Below are 17,214 nucleotides of genomic sequence, written 5' to 3'. Positions count from 1 at the left end.
TGGTCATCGCGGGCTCCTTACTGCGCATTCTTCAGTTTCGGGTCGAGCGCATCGCGCAGCCCGTCGCCCATCAGGTTGATCGCCAGCACGCTGAGCAGGATGGTCAGCCCCGGCAGCGACACCACCCACCAGGCGCGCTCGATGTAGTCGCGCGCCGAGGCCAGCATGGTGCCCCACTCGGGCGTCGGCGGTTGCACGCCGAGGCCGAGGAAGCCCAGGGCGGCCGCGTCGAGGATGGCCGAGGAGAAGCTCAGGGTGGCCTGGACGATCAGCGGCGCCATACAGTTGGGCAGCACGGTGACGAACATCAGCCGCGGCAGGCTGGCGCCGGCCAGCCGGGCGGCGGTGACGTAGTCGCGACCCAGCTCGCTCATCACCGCGGCGCGGGTCAGGCGCACGTAGCTGGGCAACGAGACGATGGCGATGGCGATCACCGTGTTGATCAGCCCCGGGCCGAGGATGGCGACGATGGCCACGGCCAGCAACAGCGAGGGCAGGGCCAGCATGATGTCCATCAGGCGCATGATCGAGGGGCCGAGCAGGCGCGGGAAGAAGCCGGCGACCAGGCCCAGGAGGATGCCGGGGATCAGCGACAGCAGCACCGAGGCCAGGCCGATCAGCAGCGACAGCCGCGCGCCGTGGATCAGCCGCGAGAGCAGGTCGCGGCCCAGCTCATCGGTTCCCAGCAGGAAGCGCGCCTGCCCGCCCTCCAGCCAGGCTGGCGGGGTGAGCAGGGCGTCGCGGAACTGCTCGCTGGGATCGAAGGGCGCCACCCAGGGCGCGAACAGCGCGCAAAACAGGATCAGCAGCATGAACAACAGGCCGCCGACGGCGCCCTTGTTGTGGGCAAAGGCCTGCCAGAACTCCTTGAGCGGCGAGGGGTAGAGCAGTGCCTGGTCGGAGACCGGCGCAGCGTTGGCTTGAGTCATATCCGGGCCTCCTTAGCGCTGATGGCGGATGCGTGGGTTGACCAGGCCGTAGAGGATGTCCACGACGAAGTTGACCAGGATCACCAGGCAGGCGATCAGCAGGATGCCGTTCTGCACCACCGGGTAGTCGCGGGCGCCGATGGCCTCGATCAGCCACTTGCCGATGCCCGGCCAGGAGAAGATGGTCTCAGTCAGCACGGCGCCGGCCAGCAGGGCACCGACCTGCAGGCCGAACACGGTGAGCACCGGGATCAGCGCGTTGCGCAGGCCGTGCACGAACACCACGCGTGCCGGCGACAGGCCCTTGGCGCGGGCGGTGCGGATGTAGTCCTCGCGCAGCACTTCGAGCATGGCCGAGCGGGTCATGCGCGCGATCACCGCCAGCGGGATGGTGCCGAGCACTACGGCTGGCAGGATCAGGTGCATCAGGGCGTCCTTGAACGCGCCTTCCTCCTCGCTGAGTAGGGTGTCGATCAGCATGAAACCGGTGACCGGCTCGATGTCGTAGAGCAGGTCGATGCGCCCGGAGACCGGCGTCCAGCCCAGGTACACCGAGAAGAACATGATCAGCAGCAGGCCCCACCAGAAGATCGGCATCGAGTAGCCGGCCAGCGATATGCCCATCACGCCGTGATCGAACAGCGAGCCGCGCTTGAGCGCGGCGATCACCCCGGCGATCACCCCGAGCGTGCCGGCGAACAGCAGGGCCGCCAGGGACAGCTCCAGGGTGGCCGGGAACAGGGTGAGAAACTCCTCCCACACGCCCTCGCGGGTGCGCAGCGATTCGCCCAGGTCCCCCTGAGCCAGCTTGCCGATGTAGTCCAGGTACTGGGCCGGCAGCGGCTTGTCGAGGCCCAGGCGGTGCATGGCCTCGGCGTGCATCTCGGGGTCGACGCGGCGTTCGCCCATCATCACTTCCACGGGGTCGCCGGGGATCAGACGGATCAGCGCGAAGGTCAGTAGGGTGACGCCGAAAAAGGTGGGGATCAGCAGCCCCAGGCGTCTGGCGATAAAGGACAGCATTGCGTTGGGATACTCCGCGTCATCGGATAATGGCTTTCGCTCCCTCTCCCCTTGGGAGAGGGCTGGGGTGAGGGTGTTGTAGGCAACTCATAGCTGCCTGGTTGACCCTCACCCCCGGCCCCTCTCCCGGGGGGAGAGGGGAGCTGTGATCATTGTTTGCGCTTTACATGGGTGAAGTTGTTGGAGCCCAGGGGGCTGAGCACGAAGCCCTCGACATCCTTGCGCAGCACGGCGAACTGCTTGGGATGCGCGAGGGCGATCCAGGGGGCCTGCTGGTGGAAGATCGCCAGCGCCTCGCGGTACAGCGCGGCGCGGCGTTCCGGTTCGGCGACCCGGCGGGCCTCGCGGATCAGCTGGTCGAATTCCTGGTGACACCAGCCGGCCTGATTCTCGCCACTCTTGGCTGCGGCGCAGGACAGGTTGGGGGTCAGAAAATTGTCCGGGTCGCCGTTGTCGCCGGCCCAGCCCATGAACACCAGGTCGTGCTCGCCGTTCTTGGCACGCTTGATCAGCTCGCCCCACTCGAATACGCGGATGTCGGCGGCGATGCCGATGGCGGCCAGGTCGGCCTGCAGCATCTGCGCGCCGATGCCCGGGTTGGGGTTGGTCGGGCCGCCGCCAGGGCGGGTCCAGATCGACAACTTCAGGCCCTTTTCATGACCGGCCTCGGCCAGCAGCTGGCGGGCGCGCTCGAGGTCCTTGGGCCAGGGCTGCAGGCGCTCGTCGTGGCCGAGCAGGGTGGCCGGGTAGGGTGCCGCCGCCAGGGTGGCGTTGCCTTCGCCGTACTGGGCGCGCAGGTAGGCCTGGCGGTCGAAGGCCAGGTTGATGGCCTGGCGCACGCGCACATCGTCCAGCGGCTTGTGCCGGGTGTTGATGGCGACATAGGCGGTGAGCAGCGAGTCCAGCTCCAGCACCTGCAGGTCCTTGTGCTCGCGCAGCGCCGGCACGTCGCTCGGGCGCGGAAACAGTGCCACCTGGCAGGCGCCGGCCTTGAGCTGTTGCACGCGCGTGTTGGGATCGGGGGTGATGGCCAGCAGCAGGCGGTCGAGCACTGGCTTGCCGCCCCAGTAATGCGGATTGGCCGCGAAGCGCACCTGGGCGTCCTTGGCGTAGCGTTCAAAGATGAAGGGTCCGGTGCCGATCGGCTGGGTGTTGAGCTTTTCCGGCGTTTCGGCATCGAGCAGCTGTTCGGCATACTCGGCGGAATAGATGGAGGTGAAGCCCATGGCCAGGTCGGCCAGGAAGGGTGCCTCGGGGTGTTTCAGGGTGAAGCGCACGCGGTGTTCGTCGAGCGCTTCGATCTCGGCGATCAGCTCGGCGAAGCCCATGGCCTCGAAATAGGGGAAGCCGCGCGGGGCCAGCTCGTGCCAGTCGTGCTCCTTGTCGCGCTGGCGCTGGAAGCTCCACAGCACGTCATCGGCATTCAGCTCGCGGCTCGGCGTGAACCAGGGCGTCTGATGAAATTTCACCCCCTTGCGCAGGGTGAAGGTGTAGATCAGGCCGTCGGCGCTGATCTCCCAGCTCTCGGCCAGGGCAGGGATGATGCGGGTGCTGCCGGGGGCGAATTGCACCAGGCGTTCGTAGACCGTCTCGGCCGAGGCGTCGGCGGTGGTGGCGGCGGTGTACTGGACGATGTCGAAGCCTTCCGGGGCGGCCTCGGAGCAGACCACCAGGGACTGCGACTGGGCGAACACCGGCAGGCTGGCGCACAGGGCCAGAGGTATGAACAGGCTGCGCATGAGTTCTTCCTTCTATGGGAGAACGGGCGGAACCCGCAGGTTCCGCCCGGTGCACGGCTTACTTGCCGACGCCCACGCCATAGAAGGAGTTGAGTGCGAACGGACTGATCTTGAAGTCCTGCACGTTCTTGCGCATTGGCTGGTACACGGTGGAGTGGGCGATCGGGGTGATCGGCACCTGGGCCTTGAGCACGTGCTGGGCCTGTTTGTACAGCTCGGTGCGCTTGGCCACGTCGGAGGTCGCTTTGGCGGCCTTGACCAGCTTGTCGTAGTCCTCGAAGCACCACTTGGAGAAGTTGTTGCCGTCGACCGCATCGCAGCCGTACAGGGTGCCCAGCCAGTTGTCCGGGTCGCCGTTGTCGCCGCTCCAGCCGATCAGCATGGCGTCGTGCTCGCCGCCCTTGGCGCGCTTCATGTACTCGCCCCATTCGTAGCTGACGATGTTGGCCTTGATACCGATCTTCGCCCAGTCGGCCTGGAGCATCTCGGCCATCAGCTTGGCGTTGGGGTTGTAGGGGCGCTGCACTGGCATGGCCCAGAGGGTGATCTCGGTGCCTTCCTTGATGCCGGCGGCCTTGAGCAGGGCCTTGGCCTTCTCGGGGTCATAGGCCGGGTCCTTGATGCTGTCGTCATAGGACCACTGGGTCGGCGGCATGGCGTTGACCGCCAGCTGGCCGGCACCCTGGTACACGGCGTCGATGATCGCCTGCTTGTTCACCGCCATGTCCAGCGCCTGGCGCACTTCGAGCTGGTCGAACGGCTTGTGGGTGACGTTGTAGGCGATGTAGCCGAGGTTGTAGCCCGGCTGCGAGGGCATGCTGAGGTTCGGGTCCTGCTTCAGCGATTCGAGGTCGGCCGGGCGCGGGAACAGGGTGATCTGGCATTCGCCCTTCTTCAGCTTCTGCATGCGCACCGAGGCGTCGGTGTTGATGGCGAAGATCAGGTTGTCGATCTTCACGTCTTCCGGCAGCCAGTAGTCCTTGTTGCCGGTGAAGCGGATCTGCGCGTCCTTCTGGTAGCGCTTGAACACGAACGGGCCGGTGCCGATCGGCTTCTGGTTGATGTCGGCGGCCTTGCCGGCCTTGAGCAGCTGGTCGGCGTATTCGGCGGACTGGATCGAGGCGAAGCTCATCGCCAGATTCTGGATAAAGGCGGCGTCGACGCTGTTGAGGGTGAACCTGACGCTGTGGTCGTCGAGCTTCTCCACCTTGGCGATGTTGGCGTCCATGCCCATGTCGGTGAAGTAGGGGAATTCGGTGGGGTAGGCCTTACGGAACGGATGCTCCTTGTCGAGCATGCGATTGAAGGTGAACAGCACGTCATCGGCGTTGAATTCACGGCTCGGTGTGAAGTACTCGGTGGTATGGAACTTCACGCCCTTGCGCAGGTGAAAGGTGTAGGTCAGGCCGTCGGCCGATACATCCCACTTCTCGGCCAGGCCCGGCACCACGGCGGTGCCGCCGCGCTCGAACTGGGTCAGGCGGTTGAACATGGTTTCCGCAGCGGCATCGAAGTCGGTGCCGGTGGTGTACTGGCCCGGGTCGAAACCGGCGGGGCTGCCTTCAGAGCAGAACACCAGGTTGCTGGCGGCGCTGGCGAACGGGGCGCTGGCGATCAGCCCAGCGGCGAGAAAAGCCTGGATGACGGCGTTCTTACGCATGTTGACCTCATATTTGTTGTGGTTGTCATCGTGAGGGGTGCCTTGTGGGCACCTTGCGTGAAACTATGCACGGCACATGCCGTGGGCAAGCGCGAAACGCCTTGGAGTGTAGAAGCTGTGGCCAGGTTGTAACGGGTTGTCGCAATTCTGAAAGTCTGGTCAGGAAAAGCTGGCGCAGCGCCATCAGGTGATGACGACGCTGCGCTCTCTATCAGGGCAGTTGCACCTCGATCACGCCATCGGCGCTCATGCTGACGCGGCTGGTGCCGGCTTCGATCTGCGGTGCGGCCTCGCTCTTGCTGAAGCTGCCGCGGTCCATGGCCATGGCGCGCATCGGCATCACCGGCTGGAAGCCACCGCTGTTGAGGTTCAGGCTGACCAGCTTGTAGCCCTTGCCGCCGACCGCCTCGGTGGCCAGCTGCGCGCGGGCCTTGAAGGCCTCGACCGCTTCCTTGATCAGGCTGTCCTCGCTGGTCTTGCGGGTGTCCTCGGCCACGGCGAAGCTCATCTCGGCCATCTTCAGCTCGCCCAGCAGGTCGGCGGACAGCTGCGACAGGCGGGCGAACTCGGCGCTTTCCAGGCGCAGCTCGGCGCGTTCGCGCCAGGCGCTGATTTTGCTGCCTTCGTTCTCGTACACCGGGTAGCTCTGCCGGCTGCCCAGGCTGACTTTCACGCCCTGTACCTTGCGTGCCCTGTCGATGGCGGCGTTGAGGGTCTTGGTCACATCGCTGGCCAGCGCGGCCGGGTCTTCGCTCTGCGCCTCGGTGTAGAGGGTGACGAACATGCGGTCGTGGGCCACTTCCTGGCTGACTTCCGCGCGCAGTGATACCTGGTTGTAGCGCGGCTCCTCGGCCATGGCCGGCAGGCTGGCGACGGTGGCCAGGCCGAGGGCGAAGGTGGCGGCGAGACGATTGAGTGCGTGCATGGAAACTCCTTGCGGGTGATTGTCCTGGGGTTTGACGATGGAGTCAGACTATTCGGGTTAATGCAGGTTCGCAGATTTTCTTTCGCCCGTTGCTGGCCACTTCGCGCTGCGGCCGGTTGCCGCAGGCAGGCGGCCACCCCGGACCTCTGGTTATACTCGCCGCATGTCACAGACCTCCATGTACGCTCCCGTCCAACTGCTCTCCGCCAGCCGGCAGAATCTCTGGCGCCTGACGCTGATCCGCCTGCTGGTGCTGGCCGCCCAGGCCGCCTCGGTGGGCATCGCCTATCTGTCCGGCATGGTGCCGCTGCCCTGGCTGCCGCTGTGCGCGACGCTCGCCGTTTCCCTCGGCCTGTGCCTGGTCACCGCGCTGCGCCTGCGCGGGCCGTGGCCGGTCACCGAGCTGGAGTACACGGTGCAGCTGGCCTGCGACCTGGTGATCCACAGCGTGCTGCTGTACTACTCGGGCGGGCCGGCCAATCCCTTCGTTTCCTATTACCTGGTGCCGCTGACCATTGCCGCGGCCACCTTGCCCTGGCTGCACACCATGGCGCTGTGCGCCCTGGGCCTGGCCGGCTATAGCGTGCTGCTGTTCTGGCCGCATCCGCTGAACATTCCGATGGCCCAGCGCGAGTTGTTGCTGATCTACGGTATGTGGCTTTCGGTAGCCATGGCGGCGGTGCTGATCACCTTCTTCGCCGCCAAGATGGCCGGTGCGCTGCGTCGCCAGGACGAACTGCAGGCCCTGCGTCGCGAGGAAGGCATGCGCGACCAGCAGCTGCTGGCGGTGGCGACCCAGGCCGCCGGCGCGGCCCATGAGCTGGGCACGCCACTGGCGACCATGAGCGTGCTGCTCAAGGAGCTGCGCCAGGAGTACCGTGACAAGCCGGCGTTGCAGGATGACCTGGCCCTGCTGCAGGAGCAGGTGCAGCTGTGCAAGGACACTCTGCAGCAGCTGGTGCGCGCCGCCGAGGCGGATCGCCGCCAGGCGGTGTTCGAGCAGACCGCCGTGCAGTGGCTGGAGACTACCCTCAACCGCTGGCACCTGATGCGCCCCGAAGCCACCTATCGCTTCCAGTGCCTGGGTGCCGGTGCGGTGCCGCGTCTGCAGCCGCCGGCCGACCTGACCCAGGCGCTGCTCAACCTGCTGAACAACGCCGCCGATGCCTGCCCGGACAAGCTCGACATTCGCCTCGACTGGGACGAGCAGTGGGTCAACCTGAGTATCCGTGACCACGGCGCCGGCGTGCCGCTGGCCATTGCTGAGCAGATCGGCCGACCATTCTTTACCACCAAGGGCAAAGGCTTCGGCCTCGGCCTGTTCCTCAGCCAGGCCAGCGTGACGCGGGCCGGCGGTTCGGTGAAACTCTACAACCATGAAGAGGGCGGCACCCTGACGGAACTGCGCCTGCCCAGACTGGGAGAGCAACATGTCTGACGAACACCTCAACGACCAGGAAGAACACCCGCACCTGCTGCTGGTGGATGACGACGCCACCTTCACCCGCGTGATGGCGCGTGCCATGGAGCGTCGCGGCCTGCGCGTGAGCGTGGCCAATTCGGCGGACGAAGGCCTGGCCCTGGCCAAGGAGGACCTGCCCGACTACGCCGTGCTCGACCTGAAGATGGAAGGGGATTCCGGCCTGGTGCTGCTGCCCAAGTTGCTGGAGCTGGATGCCGAGATGCGCGTGGTGATCCTCACCGGCTACTCCAGCATCGCTACCGCAGTGGAAGCCATCAAGCGCGGTGCCACCAACTACCTGTGCAAGCCGGCCGACGCCGACGACGTGCTCACCGCGCTGCTCTCCGAGCATGCCGACCTCACCACCCTGGTGCCGGAAAACCCGATGTCGGTGGACCGCCTGCAGTGGGAGCATATCCAGCGTGTGCTGGCCGAGCATGATGGCAACATTTCCGCCACTGCGCGGGCGCTGGGCATGCACCGGCGCACCCTGCAACGCAAGCTGCAGAAACGCCCGGTTCGTCGCTGAACCTCTCGCAAGGCGCAGGGCGGCAGCCCTCCCCGCACTGCGCCGATTGAAAGCCCGGTGAAAGCCTTTCTCCGACTGCAGCGGTTATCATTAGCCGCCTAATCAAGTAGTCGGGGCTGCCATGCTCGCCGTTGTCCAGCAGACACTCGCCATCACCGCGCCGGTGTTCTCCATGCTGTTCCTTGGCGTGGTGCTCAAGCGCCTGGCACTGATCGACGCGCAGTTCATCGGTACCGCTTCGGCGCTGGTGTTCAACGTCAGCATGCCGGTCATGCTGTTCCTCGCGATCCTTCACGCCGACCTCAGTGCCGCGCTGCAGCCGGCGCTGCTCGGCTACTTCCTGCTGGCCACGGTCATCGGCTTTCTGCTGGCCTGGGGCTGGGCCATCCTGCGGGTGCCGCGCGCGGACCGCGGCATCTACGTGCAGGGGGCGTTTCGTGGCAATAACGGCATCATCGGCCTGGCCCTGGCCACGAGCCTTTATGGCGACTACGGCCTGTCACTGGGTGGCATCCTCGGCGGGGTGGTGATTCTCAGCTACAACACCCTCTCGGTGATTGTGCTGGAGGTCTACAACCCCAACGCCCGCGCCAGCGCCTGGAGCATCCTCAAGGGTATTCTGCGCAACCCGCTGATACTCGGCGTGCTGGCGGCCATTCCTTTCGCCTACTGGCAGATTCGCCTGCCGGTCTGGCTGGCCACCTCGGGGGAGTATCTGGCGCAACTGACCCTGCCGCTGGCGTTGATCTGCATCGGCGGCACGCTGTCGCTGGCCTCCTTGCGTGCCAGCAGCGGCCTGGCCCTTGGAGCCAGTCTGATGAAAGTCGTCTGGCTGCCGATACTGGGCACGGCGGGCGCCTACTTCTGCGGCTTTCGCCAGGCCGAACTGGCCATTCTCTTCCTCTACTTTGCCAGCCCGACTGCTGCGGCCAGCTTCGTCATGGCCAAGGCGGCCGGCGGCAACCACGAACTGGCGGCGGCGATCATCGTCATCACCACCCTGCTGGCGGTGGTGACCACCAACATCGGCCTGCTCGTGCTGCAATGGGGCGGCTGGATCTGACCGGCGAGATGTGAAGCGCTGCCGATCCGCAGTGCGGCGCGATTGCCTGGCGCGCTGGCGCCGGCTAGCCTATGCGCTTCGCGCCTTTAAAGGATTAATCATGCGCCCCCTGCTGTTGTCGGCATGTCTGACGTTCGCGTCGCTTGCCTGGGCAGACCCCTCCGCCAGTCTGGAAGGCCCCACGGCAGGCTGGCGCCACGACGGCCTGCTCGAGCGCGCGGCCGACGCCCGCGTGGCCTATCCGACGCCGCCCATCGATCGCGGCGGCCAGCGCGGCCGCAGCCTGATCGCCGGCAAGCTCGAAGGTACCCAGGGCCTGCGCCAGCCGCATGTGCTGGCAGTCAACGGCAATCCCCTGCCTCTGTACACCGACACCGAAGGTCGCTTCGTCCGCCCCTACAACTTCGGCGCCGGCTCCAACAGTGTCGAACTGCGCGCCGATGGCAAGCCGCTGCGCCGCGTGCAGTTCTATGAAGCCAACCACCTGAAGACCCCGGCGCGGGTGCGCATCGTCCTCGGCTGGGACGACCCCAAGGCCGAGCTCGACCTGCATGTGATCACCCCCGACGGCCAGCACGCCTACTGGGCCGACCCGGTCATGAGCAACGGCGGCGGCCTCGACGTGGACAGCGTCGACGGTCCCGGCCCGGAGATGTTCACCATGACCGCGCCGCTGCGGGGCACCTACCTGGTGTACGTCAACTACTGGGGCAACCTGGGCAGCCAGGGCTACAACTTCCAGGCCGGTAGCAACCAGAACGAGGTGATCACCTCGCAGATCAGCCTGGTGTTCAACGAGAACACCGTCAATGAGCGGCGCGAGACCTTCGTCGTGCCGCTGCGCACCATCGGCGAATTGCTGCCGGTGAAGTCCTTCAACTACTGAACGCTCCTGCGGAGTCTTTACCTATGAGCGAGAACACCACTCCCGTCGAGCCCGTCGCCACGCCGGGCCCGCGCCGCTGGCGCCCGTTGCTGCTGGGCCTGGCCGTGGCCCTGCCGGTGACGGCCGCCGGCCTGTTCGCCTGGCTCGAGTACGAGCCGCAGGGCGAGCGCCAGCTGGTCGAGGCCAACTACCTGGGCCTCGACCTGACGCGCCCGGATGTGCTCATTGAAAGCGCCTCGTTGAGCCGCCTGCCCAGGGACGTACTCAAGGTGCCGCTGCTGCGCGACACCCTGACCGAGGACCTGGTGTTCTACTACGAGAACAACGCCGACCGCCTCGGCCTGACCGGCAGCCTGCGCCGCATCATCTACGAGCATGACCTGCAGCTGCGCGACAACCTGCTCGACGAACTGCTCGACCAGCCGGCCGAAGTGGCCCTGTGGCGAGACGCCGGTGGCCGTCTGCGGCATTTTGTGGTGCTGATCCAGCGCGGTGGCCTGGCCAAGGTGCTGGAGCCGCTGGCCAAGGTGGCGCTGGACGATACCCAGCTGAGCCAGGCCGGCGAGTTCATGGTCGATGGCGCCGCGGTGCCTTTCTATCGCCTGCGCTACAACGGCGACCGCTCCATCCTGTTCGCCTCGCATGGCGACCAGCTGCTGCTGATGTCCAGTACCGACATGCTGTTCGGCCCGGCACCGCAACCGGAGGTCGATGAAGACGCCCCGGTGGCCGTGGATGAAAACAACCAACCGATTCCGATCGAGCCGCCACCGCCGGGCCTGGCCAAGGTCTCCGCGGAGGCCGCCGAAGCCCTGCTGGCCGGCCAGCATCCGTTCCCCGAGCGCTTCGGCTTGGGGGAGCGCGGCGCCCTGCAGCAGCGCGTGACCCTCGGCGCGGACTTCCTCGCCCTGGGCTACCGGCGCTTCCTGCCGGCCTTCGCCGGGCTGCGCTTCGAGCTGAACGACAAGGGCTGGGGCAGTTTCCTGGCCTTGGACGAGGTGGAGGGGCAGGGCGCCTTCGACTTCGCCCCGGTGTGGCGCGCCATGCCCATGGGCGCCAGTGCCTGCGTGGCGCTGCCGGTAGCGCCAGGCCTGCCCGAGCGCCTGCTGACCAAGGTTGGCGCCGAACCCAAGGCCGCCGCCGAGCTGGCCGCCCAGCTCAGTGGCAGTGCCGGCCTGTGCTGGTACCCGGACTCGCGCCTGCACTCGCCACTGCTGGTCGGCACCCTGAAGGGCAAGCCCGACACGCAGACCGACGCCGAGCTGGGCGCGCTGTTCGACCGCCTGATCGGCGCCTGGGAACCCTACGCCGAGGGCGGCAGCTTCCCGGTCGAGGAGACTGCCCAGGGCGAGCTGCACAAGTGGCAGCGCCAGGTGGGTTCCAATTTCGGCCAGTACCCGGCAGACCTGGCCGAGCAGCCGGACGCCCTGGCCTCGCGCGCCTTCTTCCGCGTTGGCCTGGCGCGCCACGGCTCGACCCTGCTGTTTTCGCTGGACGACCGTCTGCTCGACAAGGCCGCCCAGACCCTCGACAAGCGTTTCCCGCCGCTGGCCGAAGTGCTGCCGGAGAACGCCCTGGTGCCAGCCTACCTGGCCCCGGACAGCCTGGCCGCATTGCTCGAGCGCGAGACCCTGGACAGCCTGCCGGAAGATATCGAGCCGGTGTTCCGCAACGCCGCCCAGGCTAACCTGCTGCCCAAGCTGCGTTCGCTGTCCGGTCACGGCAAGTACGCGCTGAGCCTGCCGGCCGACGCGGCCGCTGACGAAGCCTGGCAATGGCTGCCGCTAGAATGGCGCGCACTTTGAAACACCTGCTGCTCGGTGCCCTGCTGCTCGCCCTTGGCGCGCCGGCATGGGCCAATACGCCCGCGCTGGACGTGCAACAGTCCCAGGTGTTCCGCGCCTGGTTCGTGCGCATCGCCCAGGAGCAGCTGCGCCAGGGCCCCAGCCCGCGCTGGCACCAGCAGGACTGTGCCGGCCTGGTGCGCTTCGCCGCCAACGAGGCGCTCAAGGTCCACGACGCCAAGTGGCTGCGCGCCAACGGCCTGAGCAATCGCTACCTGCCGCCGGAGCTGGAACTGAGCGAGGCCCAGCGCGGCCTGGCCCAGCAGTGGCAGCAGGGCGGCGGCCAGCTCGGCCCCTACGTCAACGCGATCAAGCTGATCCAGTTCAACAGCACCCTGGTGGGCCGCGACCTCAACCAGGCGCGCCCCGGCGACCTGATCTTCTTCGATCAGGGCGACGACCAGCACCTGATGATCTGGATGGGCCGCAACATCGTCTACCACACCGGCACCACCACCCCGACCGACAATGGCATGCGCTCCGTGAGCCTGCAGCAACTGATGACATGGAAGGACACCCGATGGATTCCCGACGCATCCAACCCCAACTTCATTGGCGTCTACCGGCTGCACTTTCTCAGCCGATGAGCGCGCCCATGAACCTGCTGCGTCTCGCCGCCACGGCCCTGCTGGCTGCCGTGCTGCCGCTGGCCGCCCAGGCCGACGACAGCGTCGAGCCCAGCGGCTACTCGCCGGTGGCGGGGCAGTCGTTTTTCCTGCTGGCCGACAGCAGCTTCGCCAGCGACGAGGTGGCCAAGGTGCGCCTGGAGGCGCCGGGCCGCGACTACCGTCGCTACATGATGGAGCCCTACGGCGGCGTGGACGTGCGTGTGTACCGCATCGAGCAGCCGCTGGAGTTCCTCAAACGGCAGAAGAACCTGCACCGGGTGGTGGCCGAGGGGCAGTACAAGGGCGAGGGCCTGTCCAACACCCTGGCCTACCTGTGGGACAACTGGTACCGCAAGTCGCGTCGGGTGATGCAGCGGGCCTTCTCCTACGAGTCGCGGGTGCAGGTGACCGAGGAAGCGCCGGAACTGAAGATGGGCGACGCGATCAAGGCGCCGACCCCCTTCGAGGCCCAGCCGCAGTACGTACCGATGAAGGGCGTGCCGCTGGTGGCCCAGTTCCGCTATCCGCTGTGGGACGCCAAGGCCATCCAGCCGCCCAAGGGGGTGGAGCTGGCCGGCTCGTCCAGCTCCTTCGTCACCGTCAACCCGGGCAACGTCTATATCCCGTTGGGCAAGCTCAAGCCGGGTCTGTACCTGGTCGAGGCGCTGGTCGGCAAGTACCGCGCCACCACCGTGCTGTTCGTCTCCAACACCGTGGCGGTGAGCAAGATCGCCGGTCAGGAGCTGCTGGTGTGGACCGCGCGCAAGCATGAAGGCAGCGCCGTGGCCGGCGCCAAGGTGCTGTGGACTGACGGCCTGGGCGTGATGCGCAGTGGTAGTACCGATGCCCAGGGCCTGTTGCGCCTGCAGCACGCCAGCCCGGAACGCTCCTACCTGCTCGGTGAAGACGCCGAGGGCGGCGTATTCGTCTCGGAAAACTTCTACTACGACAGTGAGATTTACGACACCAAGCTCTACGCCTTCACCGACCGCCCGCTGTACCGTCCGGGCGACTGGGTCGAGGTGAAGATCGTCGGCCGCGAGTTCACCAGCGCGCGTGACTCCAAGGCCGCCGAGGCCGCGCCGATCAAGCTGGCGGTGCTCGACGCCAACGGCACCACCCTGCAGACCCTCGACCTCAACCTGGATACCCAGGCCGGTACCCAGGGTCGCTTCCAGCTGCCGGTCAATGCCGTGGCCGGCGGGTACGAGCTGCGCTTCCTTTACCGCGACCAGCTGTACAGCAGCGCCTTCCGTGTTGCCGACTACATCAAACCGCACTTCGAGATCGCCCTCGACCTGGCCAAGCCGGACTTCCGCACCGGTGAGCCGGTCAACGGCAACCTGGTGCTGCTCTACCCGGACGGCAAGCCGGTGCGCAATGCTCGTGTGCAGCTGAGCCTGCGTGCCCAGCAGCTGTCGATGATCGACAACGAACTGCAGTACCTCGGCCAGTTCCCGGTAGAGCTCAGCAGCAGCGAGTTGGTCACCGACGACAAGGGGCGCGCGGCCTTCGAGCTGCCAGCCGCCGACAAGCCGAGTCGTTATCTGCTGACCCTGTTCGCCAGCGACGGTGCGGCCTACCGGGTCAAGAGCAGCAAGGAGATCCTCATCGAACGTGGCGCTGCCCGCTACCGCCTGGAGGCGCCGCAGCGCTTCAGTGCGGCCGGCGAGGCCGTGCAGTTCAGCTACCGCAGCGAGCAGCCGACCGAACTCAAGCCGGCCAGCTACGAGTGGGTGCGTCTGGAGGATCAGAGCAAACACAGCGCCAGCCTGGGTGAGGACGACCAGGGCTTCAGCCTGAGCTTCGAGCACCCCGGCACCTACAACATCACCCTCAAGGACGAACACGGTCTGATCCTCGGCGCCACCGGCCACTCGGTCAGCGGTAGTGGGCTCAAGGCGGTGGCCGGCACCGTCGAGGTGGTGTTCGACCGCGACCAGTACCAGCCAAGCGACGAGGCTCTGGCGCTGATCACCTTCCCCGAGCCGGTGGGCGACGCGCTGCTGACCCTGGAGCGCGACAAGGTCGAGGCCACCGCGCTGCTGTCGGCCGGTGGCGACTGGCTGAAGCTCGAGAAGCTCAACGACACCCAGTACCGCGCGCGCATCCCGGTGGACGACCACTTCGCGCCCAACCTGACCTTCTCGGTGCTCTACACCAAGGGCGGCGACTACAGCTTCCAGAACGCCGGGATCAAGGTGGCCAAGGCGCAGATCGAGATTGCCGTGAGCACCGACAAGGAGCTGTACCAGCCGGGCGAGATGGTTACCGTCGACCTGGCCACTCAGTTCAAGGGCCAGCCTGCCGCCAGCCGCCTGACCGTGAGCGTGGTGGACGAGATGATCTACGCCCTGCAGCCGGAGATTGCCCCGGGCATCGACCAGTTCTTCTATCACCCGCGACGCAACAACGTGCGCACCAGCGCCAGCCTGTCGTTCATCAGCTACGACGTGGCCCTGCCGGGCGACGCCACCGCACCGGGGCGGGCCAACCGCAGCGAGCGCGGGGTCAAGGTACTGGAGCGGCCGCGCCGCGAGGAAGTCGACACCGCCGCCTGGCAGCCGGATCTGATCACCGATGCCGACGGCAAGGCGCGCTTCAGCTTCCGCATGCCCGACTCGCTGACGCGCTGGCGCATTACCGTGCGCGCGGTCAACGACGGCGGCGAAGTCGGGCAGAAGAAGCAGTTCATCCGCTCCGAGAAGCCGCTGTACCTGAAGTGGAGCGGGCCGACCCTGTTCCGTGACGGCGACAAGCCGCAGCTGGGCCTGTTTGCCTTCAACCAGGGCGAGGAGGAGACCGAGGCCGAGCTGGTCACCCGCTTCGCTGGCCAGGAACAGCGGCAGACCGTGGAGCTGGCCCGTGGTGCCAACTATCTGTCTCTGCCGCCTACCGCCCTGGCCGCCGGCGAGCTGACTGCCGAGCTGGTGCAGGATGGCAAGCCGATCGACGCCCTGGCCGTTGGCCTGCGCGTGGCCGGCGAAGGCTGGCAGCGCCTGCATGTGCAGAACATGGCGCTCAACCCAGGCAGCAACCCGCTGAGCCTGCCGGCGGATGCCGGCAACATCCGCCTGCGCCTCGGCGACAGTAGCCAGATGCTGTTCCGCTCGGCCCTCGACGACCTGTTGGAATACCCCTATGGCTGCGTCGAGCAGACCGCCAGCCGCCTGCTGCCGCTGAGCCTGGCCTACCCGACGCTGGCCAAGGGCGAGGCGCGCATCGGTGATCGGCTGCGCCTGATCATGCAGAACAGCCGCCTGCGCCTGGTGCAGATGGCCGGCCCGGAAGCGACTTTCACCTGGTGGGGCGAGGGCGAGAGCCCCGACGCCTTCCTCACCGCCTACGCCTACTACGCCGACTGGCATGCCAGCCGTGCCCTGGCCGTCGAGCTGCCGCCCGAGCACTGGCAGCGCGTGCTGGATATCTACGCCCAGCAGGCGCCGAGCGTGCCGCTGCTGCAGCGTGCGCTGATCCTCGGTTTCGCCCGCGAGATGCAGTTGCCCACCGAGACCCTGCTCAAGGGTCTGCTGGAGGACCTGGCCAACACGGATGAAGGCCAGGAGGTGGTACTGGACGACAGTGGCGAGACCAGCCTGGTGATGGCCTACCCGGACTCGCGCCTGGGCCTGGATCTGGCCCGCGTGCTGGCGGCCGATATGGCCGCCGGCTCGGACGGCAGAAAGGTCGGCCTGCCGCCGCGCTTCGCTGTCGGCCTGGCTGCCGCCCGTGAGCGCGTCGCGGCCAGCACCCAGCCGTTCGCCGAGGCGGTGCGCCTGTCCCGTGGTCCGGTTGATCCGCTGCAGATCAACGCGTTGTTGCAGCGCCTGACTCCGGCCCAGGCCACTCTGGAGCGGGCCCTGGCGCTGACCTGGTTGCAGCGTCGCCTGGGCGATGCTCCGCTGGTTGCCGTACCGCAACCGGGGGCCGGCTGGCAGGCCCGCGAGGGCGCCAGTGGCGAGACCTGGTGGCAATGGCAGGGCAGCCAGCCGCCGAGCGCCCTGGAACTGCCGGCCGAGCTGGGCAGCCCGCTGGTCGCGGCGCTCAGCTACGACAGTGCCGCCACGCCGCCGAGTGGACCGCTGGAGGTGAAGGTCAGCCGCCGCCTGCTGCGCCTGGTGCCGGGCGAGGCGGCGTTCAGCTTCAGCGCCGAGGAAGTGGGAGACGGCCCGATCTCCGGCGACCAGTTGTATCTGGATGAGATTACCCTGGAGAGCGAGGCCGAGACGCCGCGCCGCTATGGCCTGCTGGAAGTGCCGCTGCCGCCGGGCGCGGATGTCGAGCGCACCACCTGGGGCCTGCAGGTCAGCGGCCTGGATTCGGAAGAGGCGGCGCCGCTGGAGAAGGCCCGTCACGAGCCGGGCCAGCTGCTCTACGCGGTGCCGGTGGACAGCCTGCAGGGCAAGCTGGTGCTGCGCCACCTGGTGCGTTTCTCGCAGAAGGGCGAGTTCCATCTGCCACCGGCGCGCTACTCGCGCATGTATGACCCGCAGGCCCAGGCCTTCGAGCAGAAGCCGGCACTGGCCGAGCTGAAGGTCGAGTAAGG

At 67.1% G+C, this 17,214-nt stretch carries 12 protein-coding genes; 7 read left to right on the top strand and 5 right to left on the bottom strand.

All coding sequences use genetic code 11. The features are described from left to right. Positions 1-17: 17 nt before the first annotated feature. From ACOAPY_RS17825 to ACOAPY_RS17805, 5 genes are all read right to left on the bottom strand, one after another. Positions 18-929 (bottom strand): ABC transporter permease subunit, encoded by a 912-nt coding sequence (locus ACOAPY_RS17825; protein ID WP_465154196.1) that lies wholly within the window; start codon positions 927-929, stop codon positions 18-20. Between the two features lie 12 nt (positions 930-941). After that, positions 942-1,952, bottom strand: a complete 1,011-nt coding sequence (locus tag ACOAPY_RS17820; RefSeq protein WP_465154195.1) for an ABC transporter permease subunit — start codon at positions 1,950-1,952, stop codon at positions 942-944. A 149-nt stretch (positions 1,953-2,101) separates the two neighbouring features. Continuing rightward, a complete protein-coding gene (locus ACOAPY_RS17815; protein ID WP_465154194.1) occupies positions 2,102-3,691 on the bottom strand; it encodes an ABC transporter substrate-binding protein in 1,590 nt (529 codons plus the stop codon). 58 nt (positions 3,692-3,749) lie between these two features. Then, positions 3,750-5,351 carry an ABC transporter substrate-binding protein gene (locus tag ACOAPY_RS17810; RefSeq protein WP_465154193.1) on the bottom strand — a complete coding sequence of 534 codons (1,602 nt, stop codon included), beginning with the start codon at positions 5,349-5,351 and terminating at the stop codon, positions 3,750-3,752. Positions 5,352-5,562: 211 nt separating this feature from the next. Then, positions 5,563-6,276 carry an SIMPL domain-containing protein gene (locus tag ACOAPY_RS17805; RefSeq protein WP_465154192.1) on the bottom strand — a complete coding sequence of 238 codons (714 nt, stop codon included), beginning with the start codon at positions 6,274-6,276 and terminating at the stop codon, positions 5,563-5,565. A gap of 178 nt (positions 6,277-6,454) precedes the next feature. On the opposite strand from ACOAPY_RS17805, the gene ACOAPY_RS17800 reads away from it, so the two are divergent. The 7 genes from ACOAPY_RS17800 to ACOAPY_RS17770 all read left to right on the top strand — a co-directional run bounded on the left by ACOAPY_RS17800 (position 6,455) and on the right by ACOAPY_RS17770 (position 17,212). Continuing rightward, positions 6,455-7,714, top strand: coding sequence for an ATP-binding protein (locus ACOAPY_RS17800; RefSeq protein ID WP_143479635.1), 1,260 nt, complete (start codon positions 6,455-6,457; stop codon positions 7,712-7,714). Further along, on the top strand, positions 7,707-8,267 hold the full coding sequence (locus tag ACOAPY_RS17795) for a response regulator transcription factor (RefSeq protein WP_021701275.1): 561 nt from the start codon (positions 7,707-7,709) through the stop codon (positions 8,265-8,267). Before ACOAPY_RS17800 ends, ACOAPY_RS17795 begins: the two co-directional genes overlap by 8 nt. A 121-nt stretch (positions 8,268-8,388) precedes the next feature. After that, a complete protein-coding gene (locus tag ACOAPY_RS17790; protein WP_465154191.1) occupies positions 8,389-9,330 on the top strand; it encodes an AEC family transporter in 942 nt (313 codons plus the stop codon). Between the two features lie 100 nt (positions 9,331-9,430). Continuing rightward, positions 9,431-10,216 (top strand): YfaP family protein, encoded by a 786-nt coding sequence (locus ACOAPY_RS17785; protein WP_076583988.1) that lies wholly within the window; start codon positions 9,431-9,433, stop codon positions 10,214-10,216. A gap of 23 nt (positions 10,217-10,239) precedes the next feature. Then, the gene (locus ACOAPY_RS17780; protein ID WP_465154190.1) at positions 10,240-12,021 is read left to right on the top strand and encodes a DUF2138 domain-containing protein; all 1,782 of its coding nucleotides are present in this window, start codon (positions 10,240-10,242) and stop codon (positions 12,019-12,021) included. Continuing rightward, positions 12,006-12,647 (top strand): DUF1175 domain-containing protein, encoded by a 642-nt coding sequence (locus ACOAPY_RS17775; RefSeq protein ID WP_465154189.1) that lies wholly within the window; start codon positions 12,006-12,008, stop codon positions 12,645-12,647. The genes ACOAPY_RS17780 and ACOAPY_RS17775 overlap by 16 nt, the downstream gene beginning before the upstream one ends. A gap of 8 nt (positions 12,648-12,655) precedes the next feature. Then, positions 12,656-17,212 (top strand): alpha-2-macroglobulin family protein, encoded by a 4,557-nt coding sequence (locus ACOAPY_RS17770; protein ID WP_465154188.1) that lies wholly within the window; start codon positions 12,656-12,658, stop codon positions 17,210-17,212. Positions 17,213-17,214 lie beyond the last annotated feature (2 nt).

The sequence above is a fragment of the Pseudomonas stagnisoli genome, from assembly GCF_048595745.1.
In the GTDB taxonomy this organism is placed as follows: domain Bacteria; phylum Pseudomonadota; class Gammaproteobacteria; order Pseudomonadales; family Pseudomonadaceae; genus Aquipseudomonas; species Aquipseudomonas alcaligenes_A.
The sequence above is the reverse complement of the archived record's forward strand: the minus strand, read 5'-3'. Positions and strand labels throughout refer to the sequence as shown.